Source organism: Tenggerimyces flavus (genome assembly GCF_016907715.1).
GTDB lineage: Bacteria > Actinomycetota > Actinomycetes > Propionibacteriales > Actinopolymorphaceae > Tenggerimyces > Tenggerimyces flavus.
On sequence record NZ_JAFBCM010000001.1, the window covers coordinates 2,409,088 to 2,429,845 of the forward strand.

The window sequence follows — 20,758 nt, forward strand, 5'->3', positions numbered from 1 at the left end:
CTCGCGGACGAGATGGCTACCAACCTCGTCAACATCGAACGCGTCGACAAGGCGTACGGCGTCCGACCGCTGCTTTCAAGTGTGAGCCTGGGCATCGCCGAGGGCGAACGGATCGGCGTCGTCGGCCGCAACGGCGACGGCAAGACCACGCTGCTGCGGTTGCTCGCGCGGACCGAACAGCCCGACGCCGGGCGGATCACGCACGCCGGCGGGCTGCGGGTCGGCATGCTCGCGCAGCAGGACGCGCTACCCGGGCCGTCCGTTGCCGAGGCGGTGCTGCCGGGGCGGTCGGTGGACGAGGCGGTGCGCGACCGGCGCGTACGCGACGTGCTCGCCGGGCTGCTCGCCGACGTGCCGCTGGACCGTACTCTCGACGGCCTGTCGGGTGGCGAGCTGCGGCGGGTGTCGCTGGCGCGGGTGCTGGTCGCCGACCACGACCTGCTGCTGCTGGACGAGCCGACGAACCACCTGGACATCGAGGTCACGGACTGGCTCGCGCGGACGTTGGTGGAGCGGTCGGAGGCGCTGGTCGTGGTGACGCACGACCGCTGGTTCCTGGACGCGGTGTGCACGCAGACGTGGGAGGTCGCGGACGGCGAGGTCTCGTCGTACGAGGGCGGGTACGCGGCGTACGTCTTGGCGAAGGCCGAACGGATGCGGCTCGCGGACACCGTCGAGACGCGGCGGCAGAACCTGATGCGCAAGGAGCTCGCCTGGCTGCGGCGCGGTGCGCCGGCGCGTACGTCGAAGCCGAAGTTCCGCCTGGACGCGGCGTCCGCGCTGATCGAGGACGAGCCGCCGCCGCGGGACTCGGTCGGGCTGGCGAAGTTCGCGACGACACGGTTGGGCAAGACCGTGCTGGAGCTCGAGGACGTGGACGTCGTCCGCGGCGCACGTTCGCTGCTGTCGCGGGTGACGTGGCAGCTCGGGCCGGGCGACCGGATCGGGCTCGTGGGGGTGAACGGGTCGGGCAAGACGTCGTTGCTGCGCGTACTGTCCGGCGCCGATGCGCCGACAGCCGGTCGGCTGGTGACGGGGCGGACGGTGTCGTTGGCGCATCTCACGCAGTCGTTGGAGGGGCTCGATCTCACCGATCGCGTGCAGTCGTCGGTGGAGGACATCCGGCGGGTGATCAAGCTGGCGCCGACGAACATCCGGCCCGGCGCGGTGGGGCGGCGACCCGTTCCCACCTCCGGTCCCGAGGTGTCGGCGGTGTCGCTGCTGGAGCGCTTCGGCTTCCGCGGCGACGCGCTGTCGGCGCGGATCGGTGACCTGTCGGGTGGCGAACGGCGGCGCCTGCAGCTCCTGCGGTTGCTGATCGCGGAGCCGAACGTGCTGCTGCTGGACGAGCCGACGAACGACCTGGACATCGACACGCTGCAGGTGATCGAGGACTACCTCGACGCGTGGCCGGGGTCGATGATCGTGGTGTCGCACGACCGGTACTTCCTCGAGCGGGTCTGCGACACCGTGTGGGCATTGGTCGGCGACGGCTCGCTGGCGAACCTGCCCGGCGGCGTCGAGGAGTACCTCGCCCGCCGCCGCGCCGACGCCTCCGCCGTTCCGGTCGCGACTGCCGAGTCCACGGCACGTACGTCCGACGCGGCCGAGCAGCGGGCGGCGAAGAAGGAGTTGGCGAAGCTGGAACGCCAGCTGTCTCGGCTGACCGCGCGCGAGGAGCAGCTGCACGGCGACCTTGCCGCGCACGCCGCGGACTACGAGCGGTTGATGAAGCTCGACGAGGAGCTGCGTACGGTGAAGGCCGAACGGGAGGACGTCGAGACCCGCTGGCTCGAGCTCGCCGAGGCCGCGGAGTGACCGGCTAGCCAATACCGCTTTACCTGGCGAGTGGGTGCTTGACGCGGGGTGTATCCCACGTAGAGCGGCAAATGATCATGTAAACATGATCATTTGCCGTCACTCGGGAGCCACCGCAGAGCCCATCCGGGAGCACCCTGGGGCAGCCTGCGCGTCAGCCATGCCGAGACGCCACTACGTCGCTCCAGCCACTTTCACAGGCGCTAGCGAGATTTCCAGGCGTCGGGGCGGGCGATCAGGTCTCGTACGTGCGGCGGGAGGTCGCCGGTGACGACGTCGGAGAGGCTCGTCTGGTCGAGCACGCTGCGGACGGCCGCGCGGGTGGCGATCCAGACGGTTTGCAGGTGCTCGGCGACGCCTTCGTACTGGGCCTGCTCGGGGCGCATCCCGCGCACGCCGGCCAGCGGGCCGTCGACGGCGCGGATGACCTCGCCGACGAAGATCTCCGAGGCGGGCTGAGCCAGGCGGTAGCCGCCTTCGGCGCCGCGGTGGGAGCGGACGAGGCCGGCACGGCGCAGGTCGGCGAGGATCGCCTCAAGGAACTTGTGCGGCAGGCCTTGCGACTCGGCGAGCGTGGCCGCGTTCAGGGTCGGAGCTTGCGCGGCGGCGAGCTCCAGCATCGCTCGTACCGCATAGTCCGCTCGCGCCGAGATCTGCACACCCTCATCATGCCGTCTCGCCAGCGCGAACGCCGGGCGGCCACGGGATTTGTACTAAGCCTGTTCGTCGAACGGTGCGACAAGTCGCCGCAGCAGGCCTGCCAACTGGGTCTGATCGGTGGGCGGAAGCCCGGCGAGCAGCTCGCGTTCGTAGCCCAGCAGCTCCGCCAGCGCGGCGTCGACCCGTTCCTGGCCGGCGGTCGTCAGCCGCACCCGTACGCCGCGCCGGTCGGACGGGTCCGGCCCGCGCTCGACCAGGCCCTTCGCCGCCAGCCGGTCGATCCGGTTCGTCATCGTGCCGCTCGTCACCAGCGTCTGCGTGAGCAGCCGGCCAGGCGAGAGCTCGTACGGCGGGCCAGCGCGGCGGAGCGCGGTGAGCACGTCGAACTCCCACGTCTCCAGGTCGTGCGCCGCGAACACCAACCGGCGCGCGCGGTCCAGGTGCCTGGCGAGCCGCGAGACGCGGGACAGGACCTCGAACGGCGACACGTCGAGCTCGGGCAGCTCGCGCTGCCACGCGGCAACGAGCCGATCGACCTCGTCCGTACTGTTCACAACGCAAGCCTAGTCCGTGCGACGGGCGATCAAGAGTCTTGACATCGAGATATGTGGACAGGCAAACTCTCTCGATGTCGAGATACCGCGTCTGAGGAGGGTCATGACCGTCGTCTGGGATCCGGGCAAGTACCTGCAGTTCGCGAACGAGCGCGGCCGCCCGTTCGGCGACCTGCTGGCGCGCGTGGGCGCGACCGATCCTTCGTACGTCGTCGATCTGGGCTGCGGGCCGGGCAACCTGACCGCGACGCTGCTCGATCGGTGGCCTGGCGCGTACGTCGAGGGCCTGGACTCGAGCGCGGAGATGATCTCGAGCGCGCTGGCACTGAGCCAGCCGGGGCGGTTGGAGTTCACCGTCGGCGACCTGCGCGCGTGGGCGCCGAGCCGGCCGGTCGACGTGCTGGTGAGCAACGCGACGTTGCAGTGGGTGCCCGACCACATCTCGGTGCTTCCCGACCTGGTGGAGAAGCTCGCGCCGGGTGGGTGGATCGCGATCCAGATGCCGGGCAACTTCGACGCGCCGACGCACACGATCCTGCGTGCGCTTGCTGAGTCGCCGGAGTTCGCGGGCTTCGTGCCGCTGTCGACGTTCCGGCCTGCGGTCGAGGCGCCGGAGCGCTATCTCGAGGTGCTCGACTGGGCCGGCTGCACCGTCGACGCCTGGGAGACCACGTACCTGCACGTGTTGGAGGGTGAGGACGCGGCGTTCGAATGGATCAAGGGAACGGGCGCGCGGCCGATCCTGCAGGCTTTGCCCGACGACGTCCGGCCCGCGTTCGAGGCGGAGTACCGGTCGCGGCTGCGTTCGGCCTATCCGGCGCACTCGTACGGGACCGTGCTCTCCTACCGGCGGGTGTTCGCGGTGGGGCGGAAGGACGAGGCATGAGCCTGGTCATTCGGGAGGCCGTTGCCGCGGATCTCCCACCGCTGTTGAGGATGCTCGCCGAGGACTCGATTCGCGAGGTTGCCGAGAACGTTCCCAGCTCGTCGGAGGTGGACGGTCGGTACGTGTGCGCGTTCGCCCAGATCGCCGCCGATCCGAACTCGCTCCTGCTCGTCGCCGAGCTCTCCGGTGAGCTGGTCGCGACCGCGCAGCTGAACTTCATCCGTCAGCTCAGCTACTTCGGTGGGCTGATCGCGCAGGTCGAGTCCGTTCGTACGGTCTCGCACCTTCGCGGGCAGGGGATCGGAAAGACCTTGATGGACTGGGTGATCGACGAGTCGCGGCGCCGCGGGTGTGCGCGGCTGCAGCTGACGACGAACGTGGCGAGGGTCGATGCGCATCGGTTCTACGAGCGCCTCGGGTTCAAGGCGAGTCACGTCGGCATGAAGCTGTATCTGCGGGAGGGCTGATGAGGCTGCATCACGTTCAGGTGTCCTGTCCTGCTGGCGGAGAGGACGCCGCTCGCGCGTTCTACGCGTCGACGCTCGAACTGGTCGAGGTCGCGAAGCCTCCCGCTTTGGCGGCTCGGGGTGGTGCCTGGTTCCGTTCCGCGGACGGTGCGGTCGAGGTGCACGTGGGCGTCGAACAGGAGTTTCGCCCAGCCCGCAAGGCACATCCGGCGTTCCTCGTCGACGATCTCGACCGCGTGGCCGCCCGGTTGGAACGTGGCGGCTACGCGGTCGAGCGGGACGCGCTGTTTCCTGGCTACCTGCGCCTCTACACCGCGGATGGTGCGGGCAATCGGATCGAGATCATGCAGCCTGCTTCTTCGTCAGGGTGAACGCGACCAGAGCGGCGGCGAGGATCAGGGTGCCGCTGACCGTGAACGCGAGCTGGTAGCCGCTGGCGAGCGCGGCGGTTGCTCGTTCGCCCACGCTCGTGAGGTGGTCGGCGCGGGACGTCGCGAGCGCGGCGAGGACCGCGACGCCGAGCGCTCCACCGACCTGCATCGTGGTGTTCGCGAGGCCTGACGCGAGACCGGCGTCGTCCGGCGCGACGTCGGACATCGTGAGGCTGTTGATCGACGGCAGCGAGAGCCCGCCGCCCACGCCCAGCACGATCAGCGCGGGCAGGACGGGGAAGACGTAGCCGCTGTTCTCCGTTGCCTGCATGAGAATCACGAACCCGACGGCGAGGAAGAGCTGTCCTGCGATCAGGACGCGCCGTGGGCCGAACCTCGTGACGAGGCGGGCGGACAGGCCGAGCGAGACGATGCCGATCGCGAACGTGATGGGCAGGAACGCGAGTCCGGTGGCGAGCGCGTCGTACCCGAGGACCCGTTGCAGGTAGAGCGCGACGACGAACTGGAAGCCCATCATCGCCGCGATCATCAACATCTGTGAGATGTTCGCCGCTGTCAAGGTGCGGTTGCGGAAGATTCTCAACGGGAGCAGGGGATTCCTCGCTCGCGCCTGGCGGACGACGAAAGCGCCGAGCAGTGCGACGGACACGGCGCCGAACCAGAACGTGGGTTGGACGATCGTGTAGACGCCGAGCATGAGGCCGGCGGTGACGAGGATGCTGCCGACGACGTCCGCGCCAGCTTGGAAGCCGAGGCCGTTCTCGTTCCGCAGCACGCGGCTGGCGAGGGCGATGATCGCGATGCCGATCGGCAGGTTGACGTAGAAGACCCAGTTCCAGCCGAGCGTCTGGGTGAGGACGCCGCCGGCGAAGACGCCGATCGAGGCGCCGGCCGAGCCGACGAACGCGTACACGCCGAGCGCCTTCGCCCGCGCGAGAGGCTCGGGGAACATCGTGATGATCATGCCGAGCGCCACGGCCGTCGTCATCGCGCCGCCGACACCCTGGACGAAGCGCGCGGCGATCAGTACTCCTTGGTGGTCGGCGAGGCCGGCGGCCAGGCTGGCGATGGTGAAGATCACCAGGCCCGCGGTGAAGATGCGCTTGCGGCCGGCGAGGTCGCCGAGGCGTCCGGAGAGGAGGAGCAGGCCGCCGAACGCGATCAGGTAGGCGTTGACGATCCAGGCGAGGTTGGCCTGGGTGAAGCCGAGATCGGCCTGGATGGATGGTCCCGCGACGGTCACGATTGTGCCGTCGAGGATGATCATCAGCTGCCCGGCGCACAAGGCGACGAGCGCGAGCCAGCGGGAGGTGGTTCTCGTCGCGAGGTCGGTGGACATCGTTGGGGGTCTCCTGGGCTTGGGTAGCAAAGTCGTCTGCGCGCAGAAGAGACCGTATCAGATGGTTCCGTTCAGAACTATAATTTTCGGGAGTTGTTGGGATGGCTGTGGAGCGGCGGGCGTTCGGCGACGTGGTGGTGTCGGCGTTGGTGGACGGGACGGGGCCGTTCTTCGAGGACCTGTCCTCGGCGTTCCCCTCGGCGGGTCTGGCCGGGGTGTGGGAGCTCGACTTCCGCTGCTTCGCGCTTCGGTTGGCCGACGGGCGGTCGGTCCTGGTCGATGCGGGGATCGGGCCTTCTGTTGCTGGGGCGGAGACGTGGACGCCGGTGCCGGGGCGGTTGCCCGCCTTGCTTTCTGAGATCTCGTTGGCGCCGGGCGACGTGTCCGCGGTGGTGTTGACGCATCTGCACAGCGATCACGTGGGGTGGGCGGTGGTCGACTCTGCGCCGTATTTTCCCAATGCCCGTTACGTTTTGCAGCGCTCGGAGTTCGAGACGGTCGGCTCGCGGGTGGTGTCGCCGCTGTTCTCGTCGGGGTTGTTGGATCTCGTCGACGGACGGTCTTTGGTGGCGCCGGGGGTGGAGGTCGTGCCGACGCCGGGGCACACGCCGGGGCATCAGTCGGTGCTGGTGGGGGAGGGGTTGGTGGTGACGGGCGACGTGCTCGTGCACGAGGTACAGCTGGCGGATCCGGAGGTGGCGTACGCGTACGAGAGCGATCCGGAGCTCGCGCGCTTCACCCGTCTGGAGCTGCTCGCGGACGCTCGTTCCCGCGGTGCGCTGCTCGCGACGTCACACTTGCGCGAGGCGTTCGTCCTTGCCTAGTTGACCGAACGCGTGCCCCGCCGTCTTATCGCCGGGCCGACGTGCGAAGGCTCGGCGAGCCTTCCTCCGGCGCCGACGAGGCGGACGAGGGAGTCGACGAAGACCGAACGTTCGCGGGCCGGGAGCTCGTCGAGGATGCCCGCGTAGATCCCGTCGACGATCTCGCGGGCCTCCTTCACCAGGTCGCGGCCCTTGTCGGTGACCTGAACGATCCGCGCCCGCCGGTCGGTGCTGGACGGCTGCCGTACGGCAAGCCCGGCGCGCTCGAGGCCGTCGATGGTGACGACCATCGTGGTCTTGTCGAGCGAGCAGAGGTCGCCGAGCTCCTTCTGGGTGAGCTCGCCGGTCTGCGCGGTGAGCAGCACGCAGTAGTCGCGCGTGCTGACCCCGAGATGCGTGAGCCCCGCGGACATGTCGGTGGCGAGCGCGTACGTCGCCTGGTTCAGCAGGAACATCAGGTCAGCGGCCAGCTCGGCGGGCGTTTCCGGCTTCATGGTTTCGAGGCTATCAGAGACGATCTACAACGGGATGATATTTCGGCGGAACGTTCTGCGCTAAGTCGTCGGACCGTGCACCATGGCGCGCATGAGACGTCTCGCGGGGCTCCTCGTCGTGCTCGCGCTCGCCGGCTGCTCCTGGGGCGATTCGGCCGCGGAGAGGCTGGCCAAGGATCGAGCCACCCTGCTCGGCCGGCAGATGACGATCGGCGTGTCCCCGGACTTCACCGCTCTCGACCTCGTGCGGCGCGCGCCGGACGATCCGGAGGTGTCGTTCCTGCGCGCCGACGGCACCTCGCGTGCCCAGAACGTCGTGATCGTCGCCCGGATCACCGCGAGGTATCCCAGCCAGAAGTTCAGCACCGACGACCCCGAAGCGACGATGTGCTTCGAGTACCAGTACGGCGGCTGGACCGGAGCGGGCGACGACCCGAAGGTGGTCGGCTGTCCTTCCGGCCCGCCGCTCGTCATCTCCATCCCACCCCCACCGCCGAGCCTGCCCGCGGACGCTCTGAAGCGGGTGACGGCAGCGTTGAAGGGGCTGCCGAACGCCGACGAGGCATCCGTACGGGCGGCGGTGGGGGCGACCATCACGGAACCTGGCGCGACGTTCGACGTCCTGGCGCACGACGGCTGGACCGGCATCGCCGTCCGGGCCGGCAGCGACTGCCTGCTGGCCCGGGTCGACGGCAAGGCCACCGAGGTCTGGGTCCCTCCACGCGTCACCATCCAGCCCGGCGAGCTCACCTGCTCCGCCGACACCGCCGCACTGGGGTTGGCGAAGAAGGGCCCTCACTAGGAACTGGCGATCGCGGCGATCTCGCGCGTGTTCAACGCGGCGGTGAAGATCTGGACGTCGTCGATCGTCCCGGCGAAGAAGTCGTGCGATGCCGATTGGTCGACGACCGCGCCGATGTAGAGGGGGTCGGTGTTGTCGATGCCGCCGAAGCCGTCGATCAGGTTGTCGGTCGGCCCGCTGCCGCCGTTGTTCCAATAGGCATCGGTGCCGTCGAGGTAGCCCCGGAGCACGCCGGCTTGCCGATCGACAACCAGTGCGACGTGGTGCCAGTTCGTGTCCGACAGCGGCGTCGTCATCTGGCGTGAGGCGCGTTGCTCGTTCGTCCCGGCGTTGACCCGGACCAGGAGCTGATTGCCGGGCGGGGTCAGCATGATCGACCAGCCCTCGCGTTGGGAGGCGCGATTTCCCTTGCTGGCAAGGACTTGCGGGCTGGTGAGCGTAGCCACCGAGCTGCGCCGGAACCACAGGCACACGGTGTAGCCGCCGGAACCCGGGTCGAGCACGTCGTGGAGATCGACGTACGCGCTCGTCCCGTTCAGCCTCAGCGCTCCGCCGTTCCGCCCCGCCGAGACCCAGGTCCCACCGACCACCGTGCCATGGCGAGCGCTCGAGCCGCTGTCGCGGGCGACGGTTCCGCTCAGCTCGTCGAGCTTCCACACGCTGGCCGGGCGGAGGGACCGCAGCGGTTCCGGCGTCGTCAGCCACGCCTCGTCGAATCGCGCGAAGACGACGTCGGGCGACTGGTACACGCTCCTGTCGGCGTACTTGCCCTTCTCGTAGACGCAGCCGATGGTCGTGCCGTCAACCTGGACGAGGTCGGAGTTCGATGACGGTCCGGTGATGAACCGTGGTCCCTTGGCCCATGATGCTCCGCCGTCGCGGCTGTAGTACGCGTTCAGGTTGCCCCGGTTGCCAGTCCATCCTGGCGGCACGTCGGATGTCGACGCGACGAGGAGCCCACCGGCCTGGTTGGTGAACCGCGCCATGCCGCCATCGACGCCGTCGATCCACTCCGGCAGCTCGGTCACCAGCGCCGCTGGCGACCACGTGCGGCCGTTGTCCTCGCTGAGCGAGGTGACCTTGAAGTAGTCGCCCGGATGCGACGGGTCGCTGTTGCCGTTCCTGCCCCGGCCGAGAGCCCTGAGCTGGTTGGGGATTCCCGTCTCGGCGACCCGGACCTCACCGAGTCCCGAGTACGGCAGCGGCGTCCGTACGTACTCCGACATCTGCCAGGTCGTCCCGCTGTCATCGCTGTATAGGAACGACACCGTGTAGTCCGGGCTGTAGTGCAGGAACTGGTTCGAGACCGGCATGATCAGGCGCCCAGTGGACGTCTGGATGCCATGACCGGGCGAGGTGACGTGCCGGTCGCCGGGAAGTCCGGCGAAGACGGCCTCGGGGATCTCGTTCTCGGCTCCCCAGGTCACACCGTGGTCCGTGCTCTTCTTGTAGACAAGGCGGTTCGCGCGGAACTGGTTGGCCTCCGAGTACGCCTGGTCGCCGATCTTGCGTTCCGCGAACGCGAAGATGTGCCCCGTCCGGTTGTCGACGAGCAAGTTGCCGTTGAAGTAGCGGAGCGGCCGGTCCGCGCCGTCGTAGTGGATCGTTCCGTAGCCGTACAGCCGCGAGATCGCCGTGTTCCAGGTGCGACCGCCGTCGGTGCTGCGGCGGCAGACCAGGTCAATCCGCATGGTCGAGTCGCCGGTGTCGATCCGTCCTTCGGCGTACGCGAGGAGATGCCCGTTCGCGGCCCGGGCGATGCCGACCTGGTGGTAGACGTTGTACGGGTACGACCGGTCCGCGTTGGTGAACACCAGCGACTCGGTCGGCGGGGACGGAGCGAGCTGCTTGGGCGCCATGGGATCCACCATTGCCATGCCCGAGATCGCCGCGATCCCGCCCACGAAAGTCCGTCGAGACAGGGGTGGCTCTGGAGAGGTGGTCAAGGTGGCCCCGATCGACGGTTGACATGGGACATGGGATGTCTCCGAGCCTAGCAGCGCCGAGGGGCGGGGCCTCTACGTAGTTTTCCGGATACGCCCGCCTGAGTCGCTGCCATAGTGGAGGCATGAGCGAGCGAACAATGCTCACGGGTGGGGCCGTGTGGCGGTTGGCGGCTCTGGTGTCTGGAGAACGGCTGAACGGACCTAGGTACCTAGTCGTACGACTACCGGACTAGGTAGGTCGCGGCGGTCAAACATACGCACGTCGCTCCCCATGGCTGGCCGGCTGGTTCGCACCAGAATTGAGCCATCAGCCAGAAACCTTCAAGGAGCACAAGATGTTGACCGAACTCGCCATCCTCGAGGTCGCCAAGACCAAGCAGGCCGACCTCATCGCTGAGGCGCAGAAGTACCACCGGCAGTCGGCCGCTCGTCGCCGGGCTCGCACGCAGACCGATACCGGGTCACGCTCCCCGGTACGGGCGGGACCACGACTGCCCCGACAGCGCCACGAGGCGCCGACGGAACAGCGCGTCGCCTAAGGGCGTGTCTCTCAAATATCGCCGGGCGCGCGACACCCCACATCCCGCCTGGCCGCGGTCCAGCTCGTCACCCATATAACCAATATGAGTTCCTCCTGCACCACGCCCAGCCGGGCGCGGGGCGCCGCGCGCACGCGCGCTACGCGCTCTTGCCGACGCTCTTTGAGAGACACGCCCGGACAGCAACCAGAGCAGCGCCCCGAGTGGAACGAACTCGGGGCGCTGCTTTGTCCTGCCAAGCGAGAGCTGAGTGCTGGGGCGGGAGGACTCGAACCCCCATCAGCAGAACCAAAATCTGCGGTCTTGCCCTTAGACGACGCCCCATGGGAGGTGGCACCAGCGTAGCGCTGGGGCCGAGGGGAGACTCTACGCGAGGCGGTTTGGCGGGCGCACGCGAGAATGGGGGGATGAGTACTGCGGAGTCGGTGCCGGCGCAGCCTGAGCAGCCCGATGGGGCCAAGGTGCCCGAGCGGCAGATGTGGAACGGGTCGGCCTGGTTGGCGCTGGCGTTCGGGGGCGCCGCGTTCCTGGGCAACCTGCTGTTCGGCTGGGGATGGACGATGTTCGCGGCCGCGTTCGCGCTGGCGTTCAGCATCACCGGCATCGTGCGCGTCTACCGGCAGCGGGCCAGCAACGGGCCGATCGCCTACACCGCGTTCGGGCTCGCGGTCGCCACGATCGTGCTCAGCTTCATCTGGTCCGCCCGCGCCGAGCCGTGCCTGCCGTTCCAGCACCAGGAGGCCAGGTACCAGACCTGCCTGAACGAGCACATCGGCCTGCTCTAGGGCTCAAGGCAGCCAGCTCACCTTCCCGCGCAGCAACGCGTACCCCACGAACGCCACCACGTCGATCAACGTGTGCGCGACGATCAACGGCCACAGTCTGTTCGTGCGCTGCCACAACCGGCCGAAAACCAGCCCCATCGCCACGTTCCCGACGAATCCCGGCAGCCCCTGATACAGGTGGTACGAGCCCCGCAGCACCGCCGCCGCAAGCAACGCGAGGTTCTCCGACCAGGCGAGCTGCCGGAACCGCGTGAGCAGGTACCCGACGACGAGCACCTCCTCGGCCCACGCGTTGCCGAACGCCGACAGCACCAGCACGCCCGTACGCCACCAGGTGTCGTCCAGCGTCGACGGTTGCACCGCCAGGCTCTGCCCGAGCGCCCGCCCGACCAGGAACACGCCCAGCCCGGCGATGCCGATGAACGCCGCGATCCCGCTCCCTGCCGCCAGGTCTCGCCAGACGCGCGTCCGGTCAAGCCCGATCGACGCCAGCTTGAGACCCGCACGCCAGAGCAGGTACAGCCCCAACGCGCCCCAGGCGAGCAGCCGGAGCACACTCGTCAGCTGCATCAGGAGGTCGATCAGCTGTTCCGCGGCGAGCGGCGGGTTCAACGTCACCTGTTGCTGGCTCAGCGGCGTCGTGTCCAGCGCGGCGTCGATCAACGACAGCAGCGACCGGATCCCCGACAGGCCGAACGTGATCGCGAACACGATCAGGAGCTCGATCGTCAACGCGCGCCGCTCGTCCCGCGGTACCGCGGCGGGGAAGTCGGGCCGCGCGGGGTTCAACCAGGCGAGAACGCTCACGAGAGCGAAAGCTATCTGCCCAAGCCCGGGCATGCGGCCCCAGGCGTCGATCGAGGAGCCATCCGACGAGCACGAACGACCCGAGTCCAGCAGCGCCAAACACCAAGGCCAGCAGGCCATCCACGAGAGTCATGCCTCCATGCTCCGCGCGACGGCAGGCACGAAACAGTGGCAAGAATGCCGAGATCCGATAGATTCTGGCCATGCACATCGTGGCGATCATCACGCTCGAGAAGTGCGGCGCCATGGACCTGTCCATGCCGTCCCTCGTGTTCGGCCACGTCCATCTCGAGCCGCAGACGTCCTGCCGCGACCCCCTGTACGAGGTGTGGGTCTGCGGGCCTCCGGTGACCGCGACCTTCCCTGGCGCCGTGCCCGCGTTCGAGGTCATTCCGCATCGCTCGTGGGCGGACGCGGCCGATGCCGACACGATCCTGGTTCCCGGTCTGTGCGACTACACCGATCCGCCACCGCCCGAGGTGGTCGACCTGCTTCGCGTGGCGCACCAGCGCGGGAAGCGCATCGGCTCGATCTGCGACGGGGTCTTCGTTCTCGCCGCCGCGGGACTCCTGGACGGGCGGCGGGCCGCGGCGCACTGGGGCAACGCCGCCGAACTCGCCGCGCTCTATCCGCAGGTGCGGGTGGACGACTCCGTGCTCTTCGTCGACGAAGGCGACATCGTGACCTCCGCGGGCGGCGCGGCGGCGTTGGACCTCTGCCTCCACCTGGTCCTGCGCGACTACGGCTCGGTGGTCGCCGCCGAGGCCGCACGACATGCGGTGATGCCCTTGGCGCGCGACGGCGGGCAGGCCCAGTTCATCGCGTACGCCGAGCCGGAGTCCGGCGGCAGCCTCGAGCCGGTGATGCACTGGATGGAGGAACGCCTCGACCAGGAGCTCACGTTGACCGACATCGCCGACGAGGCGGCGACGAGCGTACGTTCGCTCAACCGTCGGTTCCGCGAACAGACCGGCACGACGCCGCTGCAGTGGCTGATCCGCCGACGTCTACTGCGGGCGCGCGAGCTGCTGGAGACGACGGAGCTGTCGGTCGAGGAGATCGCGCCACGTGCCGGTTTCGGAACGGCGATCGCCCTCCGTCAGCACTTCCGCCGCACGCTGGGGACGACGCCGGTCGCCTACCGACGGGCCTTCACGCCGCCTCGTTCAGAATCCCCATGATCAGCGCGTCGTAGCGCTCGCCCTCCCAGAGCAGCGCGTGCCGCAGCCGGCCCTCGACCTCGAACCCGCACCGCTCGTACGTCCGGATCGCCCGTTGGTTGAACGCGTAGACCTCGAGCTCGACGCGGTGCAGCCCGACGACGTCGAACGCGTACGCCAGCACCAGCCGGATCGCCTCCGAGCCGTACCCGTGGTCGCGAAAGCTCGCGCCGAGCCAGAGCCGCAGGTTGCACGACTCGTTCGCCGTGCTCAGGTCGTTCAGCACGATCTCGCCGGCGAAGTCGCCCGTCTCTGTCTCGATGATCGCGAGGTCCAGCCGGTCCTTCGTCCCCTTGCGCGTCGAGAGCCACTGCCGGCCGACTTCCAGCGACGGGTTGCCGCCGTGCGAACCGGTCAGCCGGTCCAGGTCGGGGTCCTGCATCTGCTTGACGAACCCATCCAGATGCTCGATCCCGAGCGGCTCGAGGCGGATCCGAGCACCCTGCAAGGTCGGCTTGTTCTCCAGCGCGGCCAGATTCATCACGCCTCCTGTCTAACAGACGGCGATGAGAGCGGCCACGCACTTACGGGCGTGCCGCGGCCTAGATGGGACCGGTCATTCGGGCAAGCACGGGGGTGAGCTGCTCCTCCTCGTACGCCAGGTGCTCGAGCAGCGCGTCGGCCATCCGGTTCAGCTCCTCGCGTACTCCGGACGGGTCCGAGGAGAGCTCACCGAGGCGGGACTCGATCGCGTCGATGATCTCCGCGACCTTCCGGTGATCGGCTTCGAGCCGCTCGACGATCGGTCCGAGCTCGGGATCCTCGACGAGAACGGCAGGAAACATCCGCTGGTCTTCGAGCGTGTGGTGCATGTGCAGGCCGTTGCAGAAGTACAGGCACTGGATGCGCAGATCCGACGCCCAGGAACGAAGCTCCGCCTCCTCCGTCTTCTCCGGCGGCGCGGCGATCACGCGGCGCAGGTCGGCGAGCCCGGTGCGGAAGTAGTCGTGGGCGGCGAGGAGCTGGCGTACGTATGCGGCCGCACGATCGGTCACGAGGGCTTACCGTACAGGATGCGCGCGATCTCGTCGGCGAACAGCGCCTCCGAGTCGTCCTCCGGCGCGTACCCGATGACCTCGCGTGCGTTGGTGATGCTCCAGAACGTTCGGGCGTTGTTCGACACCCCGTAGAAGATGTGGAACGGCACGCCGTGCTCGTCCGCGATGTCCGGCGTGTCGAGCGATTTCACGAACAGCTGTTGGAGATCGCGCTCGGAGACGTAGCCGGCGAGGTCGCGGATGTAGCGCTGCGGCTCGTCGACGAACAGCGCCCCGTCGATCGCTCGTGGTGCGACGATGCGGATCTGGACCACCTCGAGCTGGCGGCCCAAACTCCCACAGGCGTAGAGGAAACCGAGCGACTCGTACGCGACCTTCGCCCACCCGTAGAAGTTGTCCGGCCGCGGATAGTCCTCCGGCGAGACGCGATCGCGACGGCCGGCGTAGTAAGGCTGCTCGTACCACTTCGCGGCCTGGTTCGTACTCGCCGCGACGACGCGCGGAACGCCGGCGTCGAACGCGGCCTGGTAGACGCGCTGCATCAGGTCGACGTTCACTCGTTCGCCGTCGTACCGCTCCTGCAGGCTGTCGCCGGTCGGCCGGTGGTACGCGAGGTGCACGACCGCGTCGAGGCCGTCGAACAGCCCGGACAGGTCGGACTCGGCGAGCAGATCCACCACCTCGACGCCGTCACCGGGGCGGACATCGATCTTGCGGAGGTCGTACCGCTCGGCTAGCGCAGGAAGGAGCTGCTGGGCGATGGAGCCGGTCGCACCGGTCAGAAGCACGCGAGGCTTGGCCATGCCCCGAGCCTAGGCGGTCCGAACATTCGCCAACCCGCGTGGCTAGGACGTGCCGCGTTCGCCGAGCCGCAAGGCGATTGTCGCCATCGCGGCAACAGCCGATCCGAGGATGGCGACCGCGAATCCCCACGGGACGCCGAGCCGTTCCAGGGCGATGCCTGCGACGGCGTTCGCGACCGCTGCTCCGGCCGCGCTGGTCGAGCCGAGCCAGGTGAGCGCCTGGGTCAGCACGTCACGGCGGACGCTGGCCTGGGCAAGGACGCTGGACAACACCAGTGCGGGTGCGATCGCGAGCCCGGGAACGACGAGCGCTGCGGCGATCGCGGTCGGCGAGGTCGCCCAGAGCAGTGGGGTGGACCCGATCAGGAGACCTATCGAGACGAGAGCGAGCTGGGTGGACGGACGAGGTCGCCAGGTCCGCGAGCCGTAGATCAGGCCGGCCACCAGACTGGCCGCGCTCATCACGCTGTAGATCGGTCCCGCGAACTGTGCCGCGTTCTGTGCGACGACCGCACCGGTCACCGATACCTGCATCGCGCCGAAGTAGAGCCCGATACCGACGTTCACGCCCACGAGCGCGACGAATTCTCCGGTCAGTAACCCGGATCGCCTTCTGCTCGACAACCCCGCGGGCTCGACAGTCCGTGCGGCCGGCGGAGGCGCGGTGTGTCGAAGCCTGGCCAAGGCGGCGCCGCTGCCCACGACCAGCAAGGCGGCCACCGCCGACCCGAGCGCTGGATGCACCAGAGCGGCGAAGACGCCGACCAGGGCAGGGCCTACCAGGAAGGCGATTCCGTTACCGAGGGAGTCCGCCGCGTACCCGGCGCTGAGTGCCGGCGTGTCACCCAACACGTGGGACCAGCGCGCCGCGGTCAGCGCGCCGAGCTGGGGCAGCGTCGCCCCCAGCAACGCACCGGACCCGATCATCGCCCACCGCGGCATCCCGGCGCTCGCGACCAGCACGATCAACAGGGCCGAGAACGCATGGGCGGCGATCCACCACGGGAGCACGCGCAGCTGACCGAACCTGTCGACCAGCCGGGCGGCCTGTGGCCCGACGACGCCTTGGGCGAGAGCGAAGCTGCCGGCGACGATCCCCGCGACCGCGAACGAGCCGGTGCTCCAGTGGATCAGCCAGACGATGCCCAGGCCGGTCATCGCCACCCCCAGCCGGCCTGGGACCGCCGCGACGAAGAACGCCGCCGTACCCGGCGCGGCGAACGCGGCCCGATAACCCGACCCTGGTGTCGGCCGGTCGTGAGAGGGCGATGGAGAACGAGGTGCGCTTGGCATGACGAACCCTTCCGCTGCCAAGCGGGGCGGACTAGGGCCGGGGGCGTCCACCTCGAACCGGCCCGAACTCACCGCCAGAACCGTCGAGGACGGCGTGAGTGCGGGGACGCGCACCCACGCCTCGATTCATCACCGGCAGAACGAGTGACGACTCGGACAAGCGCCACCCTACCGAGTCGCACCGTCATACGGCTCCTGGTTCGGCGTCATGGTCGCGACCTGTAAGAAACCGGCTCCGGCCGGACAATGCCTAGGTAGATGCGGACGGGCCGACGGGGGACGATCCGCTAGAACGGCAGGGGAGGAGCTGATGGGCCGCCGGGGTGATCGACTCGCCGCTCCTCACGTTGCCGAACACCGCCTCCGCGACATCTTCGAGGCACATGCCGATCAGGTCTATGCGTACGTGAGTCACCGCACCGACGTGCACACCGCGGAGGACGTGGTCGCGGAAACGTTTGCCATCGCTTGGCGCAGGATCGACAGGGTTCCGAGTCACGCCCTCCCATGGCTGCTCGTCACCGCACGCAAGGTGCTCGCCAACGAGCTGCGTGGCGAGGCCCGCCGGTCCGCACTGGTCGAGCGCATCGCGGCGCTCGATGCTGACTCTGCCCAGAGTCTCCCCGCGGCAATCGAGGGTAAGCACGACGTGTTGGCCGCCGTCAGTCAGCTTTCGACCCTGGACCAAGAGATTCTCACCGTGTCGGCTTGGTACGACCTGAGCGCCCGCGAGGCCGCACGTGTCGTCGGATGCTCACCCGCCACGTACGCCGTGCGGCTCTTCCGTGCTCGGCGACGTCTGCGCACCCAACTCAGCCGCGCCGGCTCAAGCTTGGCTCTACGCACCAAGAACGACCAGGAGGTCCAGCCATGAAGCGAAAGGGCACCAGCGAGCTGCTTCGCGACGCCCGACCGCAACTGGCCCGCTGGGCCAGCTCCTCACGTGGGCGCACCATCCTCACCCGCGTCCTCGATCCCGCAGTAGGTAGCCAACTGGACCAGCCGGGTGACGACCTCGATCCGCGGCGAACGTCACGCCGGCGGATCGGTGTTGCGATCGTTGCTGTTGCGGCACTCGCCACCGCGGCGCTCCTGATCGCGCCGAGGTTTTTGGATCAACTGTCGATCGGCCCTGCGGGCGTCGGTGCGATCGACGTGCACGTGAAGAGCGATCTCGAGTTCTTCGCACCGATGAGGCTCGCGGGTGGAGCGATAGAGGAGGTCCACAACTTCGAGACGGTCGACGACGGAGTCAAAGCCTCCACGGCGGTGGTCGTGGCCAAGGTGGTCGACGTGAAGAAGACCCGCATGATCCACGATGTCCACATGTGGGGCATGACGATCCAGCCCGTCGAGATCCTCAGCGGGAAGTTGCCCGAGCAGGACCGCGACAAGCTCACCGTCGAGTTCCTCGCCGGCAGCGTCGATCCAGCAGACAGCGTCGCGCGTATGAAGGAGGACCTGCCCAAGGGGCTGGCCGTGTGGTTCCTGATCTCCAAGGCCGATGCGTCCTACTACGTCCTGAGCTCATCTCAAGGGCTCTACCTGCAAGGAAAAGACCACGTCGTCAACCCCATCGCCGCACCTGGCAGCGGCGGGATGGTCACCGAGCTCGAGTCCAGGTCGAGACTGAGTGAGGTAGCCGAGACCGTTCGCGCACTGCGATAAGCAGCGAGCCTCGCCACCAGTAGCATCGCCAGGGTGGTGAGCCAGTCAGTGAGCAGGGACGTTGTGGTTGTCGGTGCCGGGGTTGTGGGGGCTTCGGTGGCGTATCACGCTGCCCGGGCCGGTGCTGCCGTGACTCTTCTCGATGCCGGGCGGCCGGGTGAAGGGGTGACGGTGAACTCGTTCGCCTGGATCGCCTCGTCGGTACACAGCGGTAGCGCTGCTGAGCTGCGGGCGACTGCGACCGATGAGTACCGGCGGCTCGAGGCTGAGCTGCCGGGTCTTCCCGTGACCTGGTCCGGCTCGCTGTCGTGGCGCACGGGCGAAGACGCGCCGGAGGCCAAGCCCGGGCAGAAGATCGTCGACGGGGCCGCCGCGGCGACGTTCGAGCCCAACCTGCGGCAGCCCCCGGAGTGGGCCATCTGGGCACCCGACGAGGGTGCCGTCGATCCGGTGGGCGTGACCGAACGGCTGATCGCGGGCGCCCGTGAGCACGGCACCCAGGTGCATCCCGACGTCCCGGTCACCGCTATCCGCCGAGACGCCGCGGGTCGGATCGTCGGGGTCGAGATGGCCGCGGGACCTCTCGACGGCGCGACCGTGGTGCTCGCGGCCGGAGCGGCAACGGCGACGCTGGCCGCGCCGTTGGGCGTACGTGTCCCGGTCGACCCGTCGCCAGCGACGCTCTTCCGGTTCCGCGCCCCGGCCGGCCTGGTCCGCACGGTGGTCAACACGGAGAACTTCGATCTCCGGCAGGTCGCGCCGGACCGGCTCATCGCTGCCGCGGATGAGCCGGAACGGACGCTGTCCGCCATCCGGTCCACCTTCCGCGGCTCCGAGAGTGTCGAGCTGCTCAGCGCCCGGGTCGGCCCACGCCCCATGCCGGCGGACGGCGAGCCGATCGTCGGCCCGGTCGCCGACACGCCTGGCCTGTACCTGGCGGTGATGCACGCCGCCATCACGCTCGCCCCGGGCGTCGGCCGGCTGATCGCGAAGGAGTTGGTCGACGGCACCGACGAGCCGGCGCTGGCGGACTGCCGCCTCGACCGCTTCTAGCGGGCCAGCGGCCGTAGGCTGCCGGGATGGGAAGAATCGTCGCGACCGCATGGATCACGCTCGACGGGTTCGTCGCCAACGTCGACAACGAGATGGACTGGCTGCTCCTCGGCGAGTCGATGATGACGTACGAGCAGGACCTCGTCGACAACGCCAGCGCGCTGTTGTTCGGCCGGAGTACGCACGCCGACTTCGCGGGCTACTGGCCCAACGCCGCCACGGATCCGAACGAGGACGAGGGCACTCGCCGGTACGCGCGACGGCTCGGTGAGCTCGCCCGGTACGTCGTCTCGCGAAGCGGCAAGACCGCCGAATGGGAGGGCACGACGCGCCTCGAGACGATCGACGAACAGACCGTTGCCACCCTCAAGAGCACACACGACGGTGACATCGTCATCTACGGCAGCCTCAGCGTGGTCGACGCGCTGACCTCGATCGGCGCGATGGACGAGTACCACCTGCTCGTGCACCCGGTCTTCCTCGGAGCCGGAAGGCCCTTCTTCACAAGGCGAATCTCGCTACGTCCGCTCTCGGAGGAGCGGTTCGACTCCGGTGTCGTGCTGCAGCGCTACGCACCCGCGTCCGACTAAGCCTCGGGAAGTGCCTGTCCTGCTGGGGAGGCTTGGGATTGCGAAGTCTCGAGTGATCCGAGCGGAAGGCACTCCGTAGGTGTCGTGGTCGCCTTACCCGGCCAGTGGCCGCTCTACCTGGCGTCCACCCCACGTAAAGGGGGGCCAATGATCATGTAAACATGATCATTGGCCCCAGGGCGGGGTCGGGCAGGGGCGGTCGAAACCAACCGTCGGACGGAAGATCGAGGCTAGGCGCCAGTTACTCACCTGCCCAGGGGACGCCGCGGGTCACCAGGTACGTGCGGAGCTGGGCCGTGTGCATCTGCAGGTGGACCAGGCCGGTCACGAGCATCTCCCCGACCGGCGTTCCCCGGTGGCGGTGCGACTCGGCGACCGGCTCAGCCGCTTGCTCGTCGGTGAGGTCGGCGAAGACCTCGTCGACCTTGCGCCGGCAGTAGGCGACGTACGCCACCAGCTGCTCGCGGGAGTACGTCGACGGCACGACGTTCTCGTCCTCATCGTGCAGCGACAGCGGCGGAAACGGCACCCAGTCCTGCTCCATCGCCGACAGGTCGGCGTCGGTGAAGTACAGCGCGTGCGACGCGGTCCGCCACACAGCGCCCTGGGCATGCCGCTTGCGCTCGGCGACCGCCTCGTCCTCGAACGGCCGCCCGTCCGGGCCGAGCGGGGTCCACGTCGCTGGCTCGGCCGGATCGACGGGGTACAGGCTCTCCTCCCACAGCTCGTCCGGACAGGTTCGGAGACCGATCGCCAGGTCGTCGAGGATCCCCCGATACCGCGCCGCGATCGCTGCGATCCAGATGGTTGCCATCGCCGC

Annotated in this window: 24 protein-coding genes and 1 tRNA gene; 13 read left to right on the top strand and 12 right to left on the bottom strand. The window is 68.7% G+C overall.

Annotated elements, in window-relative coordinates; all coding sequences use genetic code 11:
- Nucleotides 1-12: 12 nt before the first annotated feature.
- Nucleotides 13-1,818 carry an ABC-F family ATP-binding cassette domain-containing protein gene (locus JOD67_RS11180; protein ID WP_205117367.1) on the top strand — a complete coding sequence of 602 codons (1,806 nt, stop codon included), beginning with the start codon at nt 13-15 and terminating at the stop codon, nt 1,816-1,818.
- A 203-nt stretch (nt 1,819-2,021) separates the two neighbouring features.
- Here JOD67_RS11180 and JOD67_RS11185 read toward each other — a convergent pair whose 3' ends face one another.
- Nucleotides 2,022-2,477 carry an RrF2 family transcriptional regulator gene (locus tag JOD67_RS11185; protein ID WP_205117368.1) on the bottom strand — a complete coding sequence of 152 codons (456 nt, stop codon included), beginning with the start codon at nt 2,475-2,477 and terminating at the stop codon, nt 2,022-2,024.
- A gap of 54 nt (nt 2,478-2,531) precedes the next feature.
- A complete protein-coding gene (locus JOD67_RS11190; RefSeq protein WP_205117369.1) occupies nt 2,532-3,032 on the bottom strand; it encodes a MarR family winged helix-turn-helix transcriptional regulator in 501 nt (166 codons plus the stop codon).
- A 103-nt stretch (nt 3,033-3,135) separates the two neighbouring features.
- Here JOD67_RS11190 and JOD67_RS11195 point away from each other — a divergent pair, with 103 nt between their 5' ends.
- From JOD67_RS11195 to JOD67_RS11205, 3 genes are read left to right on the top strand one after another with little or no spacing between them, the layout of a single operon-like run.
- On the top strand, nt 3,136-3,918 hold the full coding sequence (locus JOD67_RS11195) for a trans-aconitate 2-methyltransferase (protein WP_205117370.1): 783 nt from the start codon (nt 3,136-3,138) through the stop codon (nt 3,916-3,918).
- On the top strand, nt 3,915-4,385 hold the full coding sequence (locus tag JOD67_RS11200) for a GNAT family N-acetyltransferase (RefSeq protein ID WP_205117371.1): 471 nt from the start codon (nt 3,915-3,917) through the stop codon (nt 4,383-4,385). The genes JOD67_RS11195 and JOD67_RS11200 overlap by 4 nt, the downstream gene beginning before the upstream one ends.
- Nucleotides 4,385-4,756 carry a VOC family protein gene (locus JOD67_RS11205; protein WP_205117372.1) on the top strand — a complete coding sequence of 124 codons (372 nt, stop codon included), beginning with the start codon at nt 4,385-4,387 and terminating at the stop codon, nt 4,754-4,756. The genes JOD67_RS11200 and JOD67_RS11205 overlap by 1 nt, the downstream gene beginning before the upstream one ends.
- On the opposite strand, the gene JOD67_RS11210 is transcribed toward JOD67_RS11205, so the two are convergent.
- A complete protein-coding gene (locus tag JOD67_RS11210; protein WP_205117373.1) occupies nt 4,728-6,116 on the bottom strand; it encodes an MFS transporter in 1,389 nt (462 codons plus the stop codon). The genes JOD67_RS11205 and JOD67_RS11210 overlap by 29 nt on opposite strands.
- Before the next feature lie 101 nt (nt 6,117-6,217).
- Here JOD67_RS11210 and JOD67_RS11215 point away from each other — a divergent pair, with 101 nt between their 5' ends.
- Entirely contained in the window at nt 6,218-6,940 is a 723-nt protein-coding gene (locus JOD67_RS11215) for an MBL fold metallo-hydrolase (RefSeq protein ID WP_205117374.1), read from the top strand.
- Here JOD67_RS11215 and JOD67_RS11220 read toward each other — a convergent pair.
- Nucleotides 6,937-7,434 (bottom strand): MarR family winged helix-turn-helix transcriptional regulator, encoded by a 498-nt coding sequence (locus JOD67_RS11220; RefSeq protein ID WP_205117375.1) that lies wholly within the window; start codon nt 7,432-7,434, stop codon nt 6,937-6,939. The two genes, JOD67_RS11215 and JOD67_RS11220, sit on opposite strands and share 4 nt — an antisense overlap.
- 91 nt (nt 7,435-7,525) lie before the next feature.
- On the opposite strand from JOD67_RS11220, the gene JOD67_RS11225 reads away from it, so the two are divergent.
- Nucleotides 7,526-8,236: a hypothetical protein gene (locus JOD67_RS11225; RefSeq protein WP_205117376.1), complete on the top strand. Its 711-nt coding sequence runs from the start codon at nt 7,526-7,528 to the stop codon at nt 8,234-8,236.
- On the opposite strand, the gene JOD67_RS11230 is transcribed toward JOD67_RS11225, so the two are convergent.
- The gene (locus JOD67_RS11230; protein ID WP_205117377.1) at nt 8,233-10,095 is read right to left on the bottom strand and encodes a sialidase family protein; all 1,863 of its coding nucleotides are present in this window, start codon (nt 10,093-10,095) and stop codon (nt 8,233-8,235) included. The genes JOD67_RS11225 and JOD67_RS11230 overlap by 4 nt on opposite strands.
- A gap of 422 nt (nt 10,096-10,517) precedes the next feature.
- Between JOD67_RS11230 and JOD67_RS11235 the strand changes: the two genes are divergently transcribed.
- The gene (locus JOD67_RS11235) at nt 10,518-10,721 is read left to right on the top strand and encodes a hypothetical protein (RefSeq protein WP_205117378.1); all 204 of its coding nucleotides are present in this window, start codon (nt 10,518-10,520) and stop codon (nt 10,719-10,721) included.
- A 253-nt stretch (nt 10,722-10,974) separates the two neighbouring features.
- On the opposite strand, the gene JOD67_RS11240 is transcribed toward JOD67_RS11235, so the two are convergent.
- Nucleotides 10,975-11,045, bottom strand: a tRNA-Gln gene (locus JOD67_RS11240).
- Nucleotides 11,046-11,128: 83 nt separating this feature from the next.
- Here JOD67_RS11240 and JOD67_RS11245 point away from each other — a divergent pair.
- A complete protein-coding gene (locus tag JOD67_RS11245) occupies nt 11,129-11,506 on the top strand; it encodes a hypothetical protein (RefSeq protein ID WP_205117379.1) in 378 nt (125 codons plus the stop codon).
- Between the two features lie 3 nt (nt 11,507-11,509).
- Here the strand turns inward: JOD67_RS11245 and JOD67_RS11250 are convergent, their stop codons facing one another.
- Nucleotides 11,510-12,313, bottom strand: coding sequence for a CPBP family intramembrane glutamic endopeptidase (locus JOD67_RS11250; RefSeq protein ID WP_307782358.1), 804 nt, complete (start codon nt 12,311-12,313; stop codon nt 11,510-11,512).
- A gap of 203 nt (nt 12,314-12,516) precedes the next feature.
- Here JOD67_RS11250 and JOD67_RS11255 point away from each other — a divergent pair, with 203 nt between their 5' ends.
- The gene (locus JOD67_RS11255; RefSeq protein ID WP_205117380.1) at nt 12,517-13,494 is read left to right on the top strand and encodes a GlxA family transcriptional regulator; all 978 of its coding nucleotides are present in this window, start codon (nt 12,517-12,519) and stop codon (nt 13,492-13,494) included.
- Here the strand turns inward: JOD67_RS11255 and JOD67_RS11260 are convergent.
- The 4 genes from JOD67_RS11260 to JOD67_RS11275 all read right to left on the bottom strand — a co-directional run bounded on the left by JOD67_RS11260 (nt 13,466) and on the right by JOD67_RS11275 (nt 16,627).
- Nucleotides 13,466-14,014 (bottom strand): GNAT family N-acetyltransferase, encoded by a 549-nt coding sequence (locus tag JOD67_RS11260; protein WP_205117381.1) that lies wholly within the window; start codon nt 14,012-14,014, stop codon nt 13,466-13,468. The two genes, JOD67_RS11255 and JOD67_RS11260, sit on opposite strands and share 29 nt — an antisense overlap.
- Nucleotides 14,015-14,075: 61 nt before the next feature.
- The gene (locus JOD67_RS11265) at nt 14,076-14,528 is read right to left on the bottom strand and encodes a hemerythrin domain-containing protein (protein ID WP_205117382.1); all 453 of its coding nucleotides are present in this window, start codon (nt 14,526-14,528) and stop codon (nt 14,076-14,078) included.
- Nucleotides 14,525-15,334, bottom strand: coding sequence for an NAD-dependent epimerase/dehydratase family protein (locus JOD67_RS11270; RefSeq protein WP_205117383.1), 810 nt, complete (start codon nt 15,332-15,334; stop codon nt 14,525-14,527). Before JOD67_RS11270 ends, JOD67_RS11265 begins: the two co-directional genes overlap by 4 nt.
- Nucleotides 15,335-15,376: 42 nt before the next feature.
- On the bottom strand, nt 15,377-16,627 hold the full coding sequence (locus JOD67_RS11275) for an MFS transporter (protein WP_205117384.1): 1,251 nt from the start codon (nt 16,625-16,627) through the stop codon (nt 15,377-15,379).
- A gap of 310 nt (nt 16,628-16,937) precedes the next feature.
- On the opposite strand from JOD67_RS11275, the gene JOD67_RS11280 reads away from it, so the two are divergent.
- The 4 genes from JOD67_RS11280 (at nt 16,938) to JOD67_RS11295 (ending at nt 19,938) form a co-directional block, all read left to right on the top strand.
- Complete coding sequence (locus JOD67_RS11280; RefSeq protein ID WP_205117385.1) at nt 16,938-17,501, top strand: RNA polymerase sigma factor; 564 nt, start codon at nt 16,938-16,940, stop codon at nt 17,499-17,501.
- Nucleotides 17,498-18,295 (top strand): hypothetical protein, encoded by a 798-nt coding sequence (locus JOD67_RS11285; RefSeq protein WP_205117386.1) that lies wholly within the window; start codon nt 17,498-17,500, stop codon nt 18,293-18,295. Before JOD67_RS11280 ends, JOD67_RS11285 begins: the two co-directional genes overlap by 4 nt.
- A gap of 63 nt (nt 18,296-18,358) precedes the next feature.
- Nucleotides 18,359-19,348 carry an NAD(P)/FAD-dependent oxidoreductase gene (locus tag JOD67_RS11290; RefSeq protein WP_307782735.1) on the top strand — a complete coding sequence of 330 codons (990 nt, stop codon included), beginning with the start codon at nt 18,359-18,361 and terminating at the stop codon, nt 19,346-19,348.
- 26 nt (nt 19,349-19,374) lie between these two features.
- Nucleotides 19,375-19,938, top strand: a complete 564-nt coding sequence (locus JOD67_RS11295; RefSeq protein ID WP_205117388.1) for a dihydrofolate reductase family protein — start codon at nt 19,375-19,377, stop codon at nt 19,936-19,938.
- A 241-nt stretch (nt 19,939-20,179) separates the two neighbouring features.
- Here the strand turns inward: JOD67_RS11295 and JOD67_RS11300 are convergent, their stop codons facing one another.
- Nucleotides 20,180-20,752, bottom strand: a complete 573-nt coding sequence (locus tag JOD67_RS11300; RefSeq protein WP_205117389.1) for a DinB family protein — start codon at nt 20,750-20,752, stop codon at nt 20,180-20,182.
- Nucleotides 20,753-20,758: the final 6 nt, after the last annotated feature.